Origin of the sequence: Rhodococcus koreensis, from assembly GCF_017068375.1 — a bacterium.
Classification (GTDB): Bacteria; Actinomycetota; Actinomycetes; order Mycobacteriales; family Mycobacteriaceae; genus Rhodococcus_F; species Rhodococcus_F koreensis.
This window is the reverse complement of sequence record NZ_CP070609.1, coordinates 8368870-8382056: the sequence shown is the minus strand read 5'-3', so window position 1 is coordinate 8382056 and position 13187 is coordinate 8368870. Positions and strand designations below refer to the sequence as shown.

The window sequence follows — 13187 nt, the reverse complement described above, 5'->3', positions numbered from 1 at the left end:
GGTCACGGTCGTACTACTCCTTGGTCAGGGCATGCGGATTCGTGTGGAGATCGGTCGGCGAGGATCGTGCCGAGTTCGTCGAGGACGCCGGCATCTTCGATGGTCGACGGAATGGAGGCCGACTCCCCATCGACGAGTTGCCGCAGTGTGCGGCGCAGGATTTTTCCGGACCGTGTTTTCGGCAGGCCGCCGACCACATCGACCCGTGACAGCGACGCGATCGCACCCACCCTGGTGCGGACAAGGTGCAAAATTTCCTCCGACAGCCCGGTGGTGTCGTGGCCGACCTTCGTCACCACCAACGCCCGTGGCACTTGTCCTTTGAGCGGATCGCGCTCGCCGATGACGGCGCATTCGGCAACTGCCGGATGGGAGGCGATCGCGGCTTCGATCTGCCCCGAGGAGAGTCGATGACCGGCAACGTTCATCACGTCGTCGGTGCGGCCGAGCACGAACAGGTAACCGTCGCGATCGAGGTAACCCCCGTCGCCGGTGAGGTAGTAGCCCGGAAACCGGTTGAGGTAGCCATCGATGTATCGGGCCTCGTCACCCCAAATGCCGGTCAGCGTTCCCGGGGGCAACGGCAAACGCAAGCAGATCGCTCCCTCGTGGTCAGCACCGAGCCTGTCACCGCTGTCATCGAGTATGTGCACTGCATAGCCGGGTAGCGGCACAGCGGCCGACCCGGGTTTGCTCGGGAGGGACTCGAGCCCGCGAGGATTGGCAGCGATCGGCCACCCGGTCTCGGTCTGCCACCAATGGTCGGTCACGTCGACATCGAATATTGTTGTCGCCCAGTTGTACGTGTCGGGATCGAGCCGTTCGCCAGCGAGGAACAGGTTATTCAGGCTGGAGGTGTCGTACCTCTGAAAATACTCACCGCTCGGGTCGGTCCGCTTCAGTGCCCTGATCGCGGTGGGGGCGGTGAACACAGCCCGGACGCGATGTTCCTCGACGACCCGCCAGAACGCCCCCGCGTCCGGTGTTCCAACCGGTTTCCCCTCGTACAGAATCGTTGTCGCACCGACCAGCAAGGGCCCATACACAATGTAGGAGTGTCCGACTATCCACCCGACGTCACTCGCCGTGAGCATCACATCTCCGGGCCCGATGTCGTACACATTCGCCATCGACCAGGCGAGGGCGACGGCATGGCCCCCGTTGTCGCGGACGACGCCCTTGGGTTTTCCCGTGGTGCCCGACGTGTAGAGGATGTACAACGGATCGGTCGCTGCGACGGGGACACACGCCGCAGGCTCGATCTGCGAGTTCATCAACTCGGTGTAGTCGACGTCACGATCACTCATCCGCGCCTCGCACAGCGGGCGCTGCACCACCACACTCCGTGCAGGCGCGTGCCCGGCCAGGTCGAGGGCGGCATCGAGCAGTGGCTTGTATTCGACAATCCGATTGGGCTCGATGCCGCACGACGCCGTCACGATCACATGTGGTTCCGCGTCGTCGATCCGCGCCGCAAGCTCGGGGGCGGCGAATCCGCCGAAGACGACCGAGTGCACTGCACCGATACGCGCGCAAGCCAGCATCGCCACGACAGTCTCAGGGATCATCGGCATGTACAGCAGAACGCGATCGCCCTGGCCCACACCCAGGTGCCGAAGGACTCCCGCAAACTTCGCGGTCAGGGTCGTCAGCTCTGCATAGGTGAACGACCTCTTCGATCCGGTGACCGGCGAGTCGTAGATCAGGGCATCTCGTGGGCCATACCCAGCACGCACGTGCCGATCGAGAGCGTTGAAACAGGTGTTGAGCACACCGTCCGGGAACCAGCGATAGAGCGGAGCGGTGCGGTCGTCGAGTGTCACTGCGGGCGGGCGGGCCCACTCGATCGCACGGGCAGCTCCCGACCAGAATGCGATGGGGTCGGTGGTGCTGAGTTCGTATTCACTTCTGTAGGTCATGCGTGGCTCCGAAGAATGTTCCGAAATGCATCGACCTGCCCGGACAGAATGCATCCTGCGGTCTGTAGCATCGGGCTATGTCTTTCGCCCCACCCCCGACACGTGCCGCCGCAGTCCTCGACCAGCTGCGAGCCGAAATCGTCGGTGGCGTACTCGCCCCCGGGGAGATACTCAAAGACGCCGAACTGGCCACCCGCCTGGGCGTGAGCATCACCCCGGTACGGGAGGCGATCGCAGAACTCGCCAGAGAAGGACTCGTCGAGGTCTCGCCCAACCGATGGCGGCGAGTTGCGGAGATGACCCTCGAACAGGCCGTCGCCACGATCGACATTCAATTCATCCTCTTCGGCGGCGCCGTCGAACGTGCGGTCCCCCAGTTCACCGACGAAGACGTCGTACAACTCGAAGCGAACGTGGCCGAGATGCGCCGCGCAATTGCTGACGGCGAACCCGCCAGCACCGCGAAGGCGGTCGCCCAGTTCTTCGAACTCACCATCGCCCGCGCCGGAAACGCCGAACTGTCGGGCGTGTGGAATCTCGTCTTCGGCCGGGGCCGGCGCTTCATGGGACTGACCGCGACGAGCAACCTGTGGCAGCTCTGGCTCGACGGATTCACCGAAGTCTTCGCCGCCGTCCAGAAGCGTGACGCGGACCTGGCCGGACGACGGGTGCGTGAAATGGCCACCACGATCCGGGAGACGACGCTGGGGCCCGAAGCCCACGGGTACATCCTGGGTGCACCCAGCTCCAACTCCCCGGCAAACCCTTGACGCTGCTACGACCGGGGTCCGGCCAGTCGCTCGTTCAGTGCGCAACGGACTGCCTCACACGGCTGAACCCGCGGTACCCCTCGGTAGCCACCGAGTCGCACAATTCGCGGTAGGTACCGACGCCGCCCACGTACGGCAGAAAGACGCGCGGTTTGCCCGGAATGTTCGCGCCCATGTACCACGACGCCGCCATGGGGAACAGGGTGTCGTCTGCAAGTTCGCGCAGATGGTCGACCCAGCCGTCCTGAGCCTCTCGGGTGGGCTCGATCATTCCCACACCGTCCGCAATCGAGCGCTCGACCAGGTCGGATATCCACTCCACGTGCTGCTCGATCGACGTCATCATGTTGCTCATGACCGACGGACTACCGGCGGTCGCGATGGTGAACATGTTCGGGAACCCCGCGCACGCGACACCGAGGTAGCTTCGCGGGCCCGCCGCCCACGTCTGACGCAAGACCTCACCACCTCGCCCGACGACGCCGATGTTGTTGATCGCTCCGGTCATCGCGTCGAAACCGGTGGCGAAGACGATCGCATCGACCTCGAACTCAGTGGTGGCGGTACGCACCCCACGCTCGGTGATGGTGTCGATGGGATCGGTTCGAATGTCCACGAGTTCGACGTCATCGCGGTTGAACGTTGCGTAATACCCGGTGTCCACACACGGCCGCTTCGTCGCGAAAGGGTAGCTTGTGGGCGTCAGGGCCGCAGCGACGGCCGAGTCCGACACGATCGCACGGATCTTCTCGCGGATGAAATCTGCTGCTGTCTCGTTCGACTCGAGGTTCGTCTTCAAGTCCGAGTAGGCGTTGGCGAAGTTCAGACCGCCCTCCTCCCACAGTAGTTCGTACCGCGCGCGTCGACGATCCCCGGGGACGTCGATCGCGTTCTCTGTGTTGTCGATCCGGAATACCCCGCCGGAGTTGTAGCGGGCGACACGTCGGCGATCTGGGTAGTTCGCCTTCACGTCGCGCACGAAGTCGTCGTCGAGCAGTCGGTTGCGCGCCGGGAGGCTGAAGTTCGGAGTTCGCTGAAAGACAGTGGTTCGGGAGGCCTGTTCCGCTATGAGAGGGATGGACTGAATACCGGACGATCCCGTGCCGATGACCGCCACATGCTGCCCGGTGAAATCGACCCCGCCGTGCGGCCAGGCCCCGGTGTGGTACGTCGGCCCCGAGAAGGCGTCGATCCCGGGGATTGCCGGGACGTTCCCGACCGACAGGCATCCTGTCGCGAGAACAAAATATGTCGCCGTCACTTCCTCCTCGGAATCGGTGGTGATCCTCCATGTTTCGTCGTGTTCGTCGAAGACGGCCGACAGCACCTGCGTGTCGAATTCGACATCGGTACGCAAACCAAATCGGTCCGCGACGTGGTTGGCGTATCGAAGGATCTCCGGCTGAGTTGCGAAGCGCTCGGACCACCGCCACTCCTGCTCCAACTCGGTCGAGAAAGAGTAGGAATAGTCGACGCTCTCGATGTCGCACCGCGCGCCCGGGTACCGGTTCCAATACCAGGTGCCGCCCACGTCCGCACCGCGTTCGTACACGCGCACAGTCAAGCCCATTCCACGCAGCCGATGCAGCATGTACATGCCGGAGAACCCGGCACCCACAATCACTGCATCGAACGCTTTCGGGGCGTAATGGTTCGTGGGTGACGTCGAAGTGTCGAGGAGAGTCATCGGGAGATCTCTTTCGCGGTAGTGGTGAGGAAGTGAGCTATTTCGTCTGCAACGAATTCGAGCGCGATCCTGCTGGCGGGGAGAGCCCCGAAAAGGGTGAAGAAGCCGTGCATCTGGTCCTCGAAATGTCGAGATACCACCGGCACACCTGCCCTCCTCAGTCGGTCGGCATACTCGATCGCCTCGTCGCGGAGCGGATCGTGTTCGGCGGTGACCACGATCGCGGGTGGAAGCTCGGCGAGATTCGGCTCATGCAGGGGGACGGCCTCGGTGTCGGACCGGGCCGATTGGGTTGGGTCGTAGTTATTCCAGAACCACATCAGGGTTTCGCGGGTGACGAGAAGTTGGTTCTCGCTCTTCAGGTACGAATCCCGGTCGAAGTCGGAATCGGTTGCAGGGTAGACCAATATTTGAAGAGCTATGCGTGGGAATCCTGCGTTCCGGGCACGATGTGTGACGACGGCAGCGAGGGTCCCGCCGGCGCTGTCGCCACCCACTATCAGGGGCACAGACGATCCCGCGAACTGTTCGATGTGCTCGTGCACCCACAGTAGCGCCGCCCACGCATCGTTTACCGCGGTCGGGAAGCGGTGCTCGGGAGCAAGCCGGTAGTCGACGAGCGCGACAACACAACCGGTCGTATCCGCCAGGAAGCGGCCGAGAAGCTCCGACTGTTCAATTCCTCCGAGCACCCAGCCGCCGCCGTGGTAGTACACCACCACGGCGCGAACCACCCCGCGCGGAACCAGCATTCGCACACGCACGCCGCCGCCCGGCACCACGATCATGTGGTCGGATACCGACGACATTTGCCGCCGATCAGCAGGCAAGGTGCCCTTTCCACGGGCCAGGCGGGTCGGAAACGCACGTGCCTCGTCGAGGGTCATGCAGTGCAGTGGCTTCTCTCCGAGAGCTGCGATTGTCGCGAGCAACTTCTGCGTCGCCGTATCGAGTGCCATCTCACCTCCTATAATGCAGGATGCATTCTGTGCTTGGAAATTGAGGCCCTGCCGACAAATGCCGCAACAGAGCCGATGCCGCTCACTCAGCTGCGTACTCGACCCGACCCGTCGGCCGAAACTCGAGATCCTTCGTCTCCGGACCCCACAGCGCCCCGATGACAATGAGAGCCCCTCCGACGACAATCAGCGGAATCGCCGTCACCGTTTCGGGCAGGAATGTAGCCAACCCCAACAGATAGAAGCTGTAAAAACTCGGAATCAACAGGGAAAGACTGTATCCCATCGCGAAACCCGACGAGCGAACACTGGTACCGAACCGCTCGTTGACATACACGGTCGCAACACCGAACACCGAACTGATCACAACCTGAACCACGATGGAAGCAGCGATGATACCGAGCGTTCCTTCGATCAAGTCCGACATGAAGATGTAGTACGCCGCACTTCCGACAACGGCGATAACGAACCCCATCACGGTGAGAAACTTGCGTCGACCGACCCGCTGGCTCGTCACGCCTGCCGCCACGAATCCTGCGTACAACACAACATTCGTGACCAGCAGCGCCCACGTCACCGTCGTCGCATCGATCTTGTGAAAGTTCTTCAGCTTGTCGGGCACCACGGAGGCCACCATCGACGACGTCAGCCACAGTCCTGTCATCAGCACGAACACCTGCCAAAACGAGCGCTTCTCCGACCCGAACATCACCTGCCGTAGCGGTGACTTAGCCTTGGCGGACTCTTCCCAAAGGTCCGACTCGGGAAGATGCTTCCTCCGGTACACCAGGAACGCGAATCCGCATGCAGCACCGAACAAGAACGCGATTCTCCAGCCCCACTGCACGTACGGAGAGTCCAGCCCACCAGCAGGTGCAACCCTCAGCATCACGAGTGTGACGAGCGAAATGATCACGAACGCTGCGCAATAGGCACCGGCCAAAATCCCTCCCACCAGGCCTCGCTTCTCGCGGTCGCAATATTCGTAGGCAAGCGGAACGGCCGCGGTGTACTCACCACCGAGAAAAATGCCATCGATGAACCGGAGCCCCACCAACAGAACGATCGACCACATGCCCACTGTCTGGTACCCCGGCAGAAAAGCGATCAGGAGAGTGCACACCGAGAAGCCCGCGACCGAGATCATCGTGATCCGACGACGTCCGATTCGGTCGGCCATCGAACCGAAAAGGAGTGCGCCGATCGGGCGGCCGAGGAGTGTGGCCGCGAACGTCACGAAGTAGATCGTCGACTTCATCGCCGGTGACAAGTCGGCCGGCTGAAAGTAGATGATCGCGGGAACCAGGGCGATCACGGGGAGGTATATGTCGATGAAGTCGACCAGTAACCCCTGATAGGCGCCGACGATTGCCTTCCGGCGCTTCGAGGGATCGACCCTGCGCCCGACGTGCCCGGACTCTGAGTTGGTTATCGCTGTCATGCAAAGCTCCTTGTGCATAACCCATGACGTGGGGTTTTGAAGTGCCAGCGGACTGAGACAGCCCGGACAGATAGAAGCGTAAGTGCCTCAAGTCACCCAGTCAATGCTAAATGCATTCTGCATCGACCGGTGGTAGGAATAGACGACGGCCACTCGAGGCCGAACAGCTCCGACGGACGATGGATCGCTTCGTCAGGCCCGCAGGTGTCGATGAACGGCCGGCAAACGGTCACGCCGTTCGCCAGGAATTTGGTGCGCACCCCGCTGTCCCTACTCTCGCAGTCCGCGCTTGTGCATCGTGTACACCGGTGAGCGGTTCACTTCTCGGATCCCATTCATGAGGACGACTGATGACCACCATCCCTCCCCTACATCAATCCAACGGCGATAATGGGCGTCCAACAGACAGAGGTCCCGCGCTCGCGACTCAGATTCGCGCGTACAAGCAAGCGCGCCGCCGAAGGCTCCAGGCCGTCACAGCTGAGAGAACTCGTCGTCGTGTCCCGCGGGAAACCGAGGAAATTGTCGGCTTCGCCCAGATGTGGATCCCATACGGTGGGGCACCAAACGCCGAGATATTTCTGCATTTCGGCATGTCGGCTTCCCAATTCTCTGTCCGACTCTGGAAGGCAGTCTCGGACATGAAGTGCGCCGCGCAATCCGTGCGGAGGCTAGCCGAGGTCTACCCTCGCCCACGTACAGGATTTTCGTCGAGGAAGCTCGCAAGAGCGAGAGGATCTGCGGGCAATGCAGATGCCTGGAACGCTGCGCACCAATCAGCGAACAACGCCCAGTCGTATCGATGGCCCGAACCCTGATCCTTATCGCCGAACAGGGCGGAAACATTCTGCCCGCCTGTGAATTCCGTCTGGCCGTTGGTCACTGCTCAAGGTTAGGCAATCCGCGGCCGCCAATCACGCCTCGGAGGGTCTGTGTCGCCATGAAGACTACCCTCGGGCAAAAGCTGGTTCACTTGCTTGCGCAACACCAGGCGTGACCCCAGCCCGCAAAGTGCCAGTGGATCACGACAAATGCGAACTGTCGAGTAGACGCTCTGCAGCAGCGCCGGCCCTCAACGACTGACCCCCGACCCTGCTGACCACCTCATCCGAATAGCCCGCGAGGGCTGCGCGTCGCCTATCGCAGCGTGAATCGCTGAACCGGACAGCGGTGCCGCACTGATATTGCCGTTCGCGCGTATTGCGCGGAACACAGGAAACGCTAGCCGCAATAGCAGCGCCTTCCGTAACCTGACCTGCGGAAACGACTTCTCCGCTGGCGATTGGGTCCGTCCGGTGGTCAGATCCAGTCGATGTGGACGGAATCGATGTGGTCGAAGTGGAACCCGAACTGGTCGCTGTATTTGTCGAAGCCCTTGTTCTCCGGGTAATCGAGGGTGGCGTGCCGCTCCAGCAAGGCGACGACCCGGGCGTGATCGTCGTTGGCCAGCGCGGCGGCGAGTTCGCGGGACTCGTCACTGGTGAAGGGTGTGTCGGAGTTCGCGAAGTCCAGGGTGCGGACCCGGTAGTCGTAGCCCTCGTCGGCGCCGTTGCGGACCATGACACCGCCCCTGACCCGGATGACTGCCCGTTTCGGGGTTCCGTCGGGCCGCAACACCCCGGCCCGTTTCATGATGTCCTGCGCCTTCACGGTTTTGAGTTTCTTGCTGGCATCGGCCCGCAACTCGTTCGTCTCCCCCGACCGATACCGAGAGACGGCGGAGCGAGACCGGCCGATCTTCGCGGCCACCGCATCGACGCCACCCAATCGTTCGATCGCCGCACGGCGCTGGGCACGCTCGAGGATGTCCGGGTGCGGGATGCGGCCCTGTTGCGCCCACCGGCGCAGTGTGCGCGCGGATGGGGGTGTGCGGCCGGCATCGATCGCCGCCTGCCGCAAACCCTCGTTGCCGAGCTCCTTCCGCAGCTGCGTGACCGAGACCTTGCTGGTCAGCCCGGCCAAACCCCCGCTCTTGACCTGCTTGGATTTCTCGACACCGCTGGTCGCGGCGTTGGCGACGGACACCTTGAGGCCGTCGAGACCGACCGCCTGCTGCGCCGGTTTCGTGGTGCGCGGCTTCGGCAAGTGCAGGGCCATCAGAGCGCCCCCTCCCCTTCGTCGTCGGCGAAGTCGTCGTCGGCGAAGGCCGCCCGGATCGCCAGATTCACCTCGTGCACATCCTGAGCCGACGCCAACGCGGTCAGGAGTGGGTCGGTGAGGGGGGTGTCCTTCTCCACCGACATCTTCCCCAACGCCGCACTCGGATCGGCGATATCCTCCCCCTCGGCGAGCAGGTACACCCAGGAGTCGGTGACCGTCCGGATCGGCCACCGCCCCCGCTCGCGGCCGATCCGCATCGCCACCCGCCGGCCCCGCCACCGGCAGTGCGCGATGATCGCCGCCCGCCACAAAGGTTGGTGGTGATGGGCCATCCGGGTCGCGGTCCACATGTCCGGGTTCACCATCCGCCCGATGTAGCCCTTGTAGCAGGACCCGAGGAATCGTTTCGTCGCCGCATCCTCGGTGTCCACCGACACCTTCCGCGCCTCCCGCAAAATCTTCGCCCACTTGTCCAGCACCCGGCCCTGCTGCGGATACACCCAGGCCTCGGTGACATCCAGATCATCGATGTCGGCGCCGATCCCCCCATCCGCCACCGGTGCGCACAACCCGTCCAGGCTGACCGTAGTGACCCAGGTCTGCACCGGCTGATCGGCGAGCATGTGCGGGTGCGGGGGCGGCAGCCTCTCCGGCAGCGACAACGTCTGCGCCGCCGGGAGGGTGACCCGCCACAACCCGAACGGGGCCCCCTTCTCCCCCACCGCCGCAGCGGCCGCCGCCCCGCCGGTCAAATGGGCGGGCTGCCCGTACCCGAATTCCAGCATCCCCGCCGACGCCAGATAGGCGGCCCGCTGGTCGATGGACACCAACCGGTGGACGTTGTCGAGTTCATCGGCCTCCGGGACGCGTGTCCACCCCACCGCGGGTTCGAGGTCCCCGCGCGGGGCCCCGTCCAGCGGCGGCACCGGGCCCGCCGTCGCCACCACCAGACCATTGCCCGACCGGGTGCGTTCACGCTTGATCTTGTCGACGATCGCCGCACCGGTCCGCGCCGGGGTCGGCCCCGGAAGCACGCCGAGGTGTTTCGCGGACCACGCCAACCGGCGACCCAACTCCCGCGCCGCCGGCAGGTCATCGTCCGGGAGATACGTGCCGGCCGTCGGTGAGCCGAGGATCCCCATCTCCCCGACCCGGTTGTTCCAGCCGAAGTCCTTGTTCCAGTACGTCCACACGTACGGCTCAATCACCACATCGACCATCGAGGTGAACTTGCCGATGCTGCGGGACAGGTGCACCACATGCCCCGGATCTCCCCGCAACTCCCACCCCGCGCTCAGCATCGGCGTCAACGTCGCCTGCAGCACCGCGGTCAGGTCGGCGGCGGCGCGGGTGCGCAGTGCCTCCATGTCGTCGAAGTCGTCCTCACTGCCCGGGTCGATCACCCACCCCAACGATTCACACGCGCCCTGGCCCACGATCCACACCTGCGGCGGCGAACCCAACGGCGTCAGGGCGGCCCAGCGCACCAGCTTGTCCAGCTTCTCCACCGAATCGACCGGACCGGTCAACTCCCGCCCCGACGGCGTGTACGTTCCGTCGGCGGTCACGATCAGCGCGTGCTCATCCGCCTCCGCACCCACCGGCAGCGACTCCCACACCGGCCGGCTCGGTGGTGTCGGCTCGGGTGCCGGTGCAGTCGGCGGTTCCACGGCAACGGTCGGTGCCGGCGGTTCCGCCACAGCGGCCTCCTCCGCGTCGATCTCGTCGGTATCGTCGGTAGCAGGATCCGGGGCGGAGGGCTGGTGCAGGTCGAACAGGGCAATCTGCTCCCACGGACGGCTCATCGCTCTACTGCTCCCCGATCCGACCATCAGGATCGGCCGGCGATACGTCGTAGCGGTCCAGCAACTCCTGCAGGGCCACGTCCACGACGCTGGTGACCGTGAACTGTCGGTTCTTCACCAGCCACTTCAGCCGGGCCTCCGTCGACGCCAGCACCCAGGTGTTCAGCTGCACCTTCACCGGACCCCTGCGGGACTCGAGCTTCGACGTCAAACCTGCAATGGACGGCTCCACCTCGGGGCTACCTCCCGACACACGGGCATCGTTGTGCAGCTTCGAGGTTCGGCCTCTCTCACTCGGTCGCGACGAGTGGCCTCCACGTTTTCCGGCCTGCGCCATGCCCACTCCTTTGCCCCACTGGCCTTGGCCGCCGCGCGTGTTGCCGGCCGCCACTGCAACCCATCCTAGTCGATACACGCAAGTTCGCACGCTTTATTACGCGCAGATGTGCACGCATGTTTGATGCAGAAAACTGCCCGACTCCACACGTTGTGAGACACGCCCATTCTCAGAATCCGGTCAATGGAGCGGCAATGATCGCCGCGGATGCCTGGTCCAGATCGCTCGAGCAGCGGATCCAGGTTAAGGAACTGGCCAAACGCCGGCGCCCGGTAGCAGCGTGGTGGGCGTGCCCAGGTAACCGGGCATACCGCCCGCTGTGAAGGCAGCAACCACCGTCCCGGATCCAGTCTGGGCGACCCCCCGAGAAGGTCCGTACAAGAGGTCCGCAGCGCCACTCGCGCCGGTCGATAGGTTCCGCCAGTGGACGACTAGATCGCAGTAGGGGTATGCGCCGCAGCGGAATCGAGTGATTCCCGGCTCGTCTGGGTCAGTTAGGACAGAGATGAACGTACTGGACGGCGGGTTGGTGAATCCAGTCGGTCCATTGGTCAGTCCCGCGAAGGGGATCGGCAGGACCGTGTCGGTCGGGGCTGCGCTCGCCGGCGGAGCCGCGAGCAGCAGTGCCGCGAGTGCGATCCCGGCGAGAGTAGTCATGCTGCGGGGCATCGAAGCGGTTCGAAACATGGTCCACCCCCTGTCAGGCGTCGAGCTGCGCGTAGCCGGACGGATCCGTTGCTGGTCGCGCGTCTGGCAGAGGCTGCCGAAGCCCCCGCGATGCTATTGAGAGCAGTCCTATTTGCCGATCGGTCTAACCCATACGGCGGGATCGGAATCACCGTCATCACCTCCGGTTGGTGAAAAGAAGGGCGTTTCACCACGCAAGGAAGTTGGGCACCGCAGGCCAGAACGGAGACCAGAAGTAAAGATCCACGGCAACCACCTCCTGCGCTGTGTATCGCCCGCCGGAGGCGGATCGGTACAGCTACGCATCGGGACGCTCCACACAAGCGGGATCACGCTGAATCGGGTCGAGTCCCGAGGCGTGGTGTACGAGTTCATCGCGTGACTCCTCGTGGGGGGTATGCGGTTAGCTCCGCGGGTGTCACCTCCTGGTCAGGTTCGGTCGTGGTGTTGTCGCCACGAGAACGGGCGAGCACGTCGAGACCGAGATAGCGGAGCCCCTCGATCCACTCATCGTGTTGCTCGGCGAGGACGGCTCCGACGAGGCGGATCAACGCGGTGCGGCCGGGGAAGGTCCCGACCACATCGGTTCTCCGGCGGATTTCCTTATTGAGACGCTCCTGTGGATTGTTGCTCCAGATCTGTTTCCAGATCTGCATGGGAAATGCGGTGAACGCCAACAGGTCCGATCGCGCGGCATCGAGGTGGTCGGCAACCTTCGGCAGCTTCTCGGCAGTGCGTTGATGATCCGATCATGTTGAGCATGAACGGAATCGGCGTCGAGTTGGTCGTAGACCGAATGCAGCAGTGTCTTCACCCTCCCCCCGCAAGCGGGCGGTACCCCCACGGCCACGACGCCTTCTCCGGTCACCGCCATGAGGTTCGTCGAGCATGCGTTCGGCACCTCTGCCACGAGGCACCGGGCAGGGTCGCGCCGATCGCCGCCACCTGCCCGGCGTGGGCGTCGGAGGTCACCAACCCGACCCCGGACAGGCCGCGTGCCACGAGCGGGCGGAAGAACGCCAGCCAGCCGGCACCGTCCTCGGACGAGGTCACATCCACACCGAGTATCTCCCGGTAGCCCTCGGCGTTGACGCCGACCGCGACCAGGGTGTGCATGTTGACCACCCGCCCGTTCTCGTGAACCTCGAGGGCGGGGGCGTCGGCGGCGACGAACATGTATGGGCCGGCGTCGAGCGGCCGGCTACGAAACGCCTCGACTTGTGCATCAAGGCGCTGGGGACATGCAGAGGCGCGACGGGCGACACCCGGGTGATCACGTCGAACGTATACGAGCTCAAACGTCGGCATCATCTACAGCCCAGTCCCACACGCTCTATGTCACTCCTCGAGCGAATTCCGAGATCCCGACCCGCGCCGCGCCCCGTCTCCGCCGAAGAACTACGGGAGCCTCGGACCTTGTGAGGGAGGAAGGCCGCCGACACTGCTGCAAAGACGCTAACCGTGATCATCCCGCTACTCTTT

Annotated in this window: 8 protein-coding genes and 1 pseudogene; 1 reads left to right on the top strand and 8 read right to left on the bottom strand. The window is 63.9% G+C overall.

Going from position 1 to position 13187, the window contains the following annotated elements; translation table 11 throughout:
• Positions 1–2: 2 nt before the first annotated feature.
• Positions 3–1919 (bottom strand): AMP-binding protein, encoded by a 1917-nt coding sequence (locus tag JWS14_RS38130; RefSeq protein WP_206015467.1) that lies wholly within the window; start codon positions 1917–1919, stop codon positions 3–5.
• A 77-nt stretch (positions 1920–1996) separates the two neighbouring features.
• Here JWS14_RS38130 and JWS14_RS38125 point away from each other — a divergent pair, with 77 nt between their 5' ends.
• Positions 1997–2689: a GntR family transcriptional regulator gene (locus tag JWS14_RS38125; protein ID WP_072948661.1), complete on the top strand. Its 693-nt coding sequence runs from the start codon at positions 1997–1999 to the stop codon at positions 2687–2689.
• Between the two features lie 34 nt (positions 2690–2723).
• On the opposite strand, the gene JWS14_RS38120 is transcribed toward JWS14_RS38125, so the two are convergent.
• The 7 genes and pseudogenes from JWS14_RS38120 to JWS14_RS38090 all read right to left on the bottom strand — a co-directional run.
• Positions 2724–4376, bottom strand: coding sequence for a flavin-containing monooxygenase (locus tag JWS14_RS38120; protein ID WP_206015466.1), 1653 nt, complete (start codon positions 4374–4376; stop codon positions 2724–2726).
• Positions 4373–5335 carry an alpha/beta hydrolase gene (locus JWS14_RS38115; protein WP_206015465.1) on the bottom strand — a complete coding sequence of 321 codons (963 nt, stop codon included), beginning with the start codon at positions 5333–5335 and terminating at the stop codon, positions 4373–4375. Before JWS14_RS38115 ends, JWS14_RS38120 begins: the two co-directional genes overlap by 4 nt.
• 82 nt (positions 5336–5417) lie before the next feature.
• Entirely contained in the window at positions 5418–6794 is a 1377-nt protein-coding gene (locus JWS14_RS38110) for an MFS transporter (RefSeq protein WP_083395542.1), read from the bottom strand.
• Positions 6795–8075: 1281 nt separating this feature from the next.
• Entirely contained in the window at positions 8076–8873 is a 798-nt protein-coding gene (locus JWS14_RS38105; RefSeq protein WP_206015464.1) for a hypothetical protein, read from the bottom strand.
• Complete coding sequence (locus tag JWS14_RS38100) at positions 8873–10681, bottom strand: hypothetical protein (protein ID WP_206015463.1); 1809 nt, start codon at positions 10679–10681, stop codon at positions 8873–8875. Before JWS14_RS38100 ends, JWS14_RS38105 begins: the two co-directional genes overlap by 1 nt.
• A 4-nt stretch (positions 10682–10685) precedes the next feature.
• Positions 10686–10934 (bottom strand): hypothetical protein, encoded by a 249-nt coding sequence (locus tag JWS14_RS38095; protein WP_241031568.1) that lies wholly within the window; start codon positions 10932–10934, stop codon positions 10686–10688.
• 1142 nt (positions 10935–12076) lie between these two features.
• A pseudogene (locus JWS14_RS38090) lies at positions 12077–12959 on the bottom strand (IS256 family transposase); the annotation flags it as partial.
• Between the last annotated feature and the right edge of the window lie 228 nt (positions 12960–13187).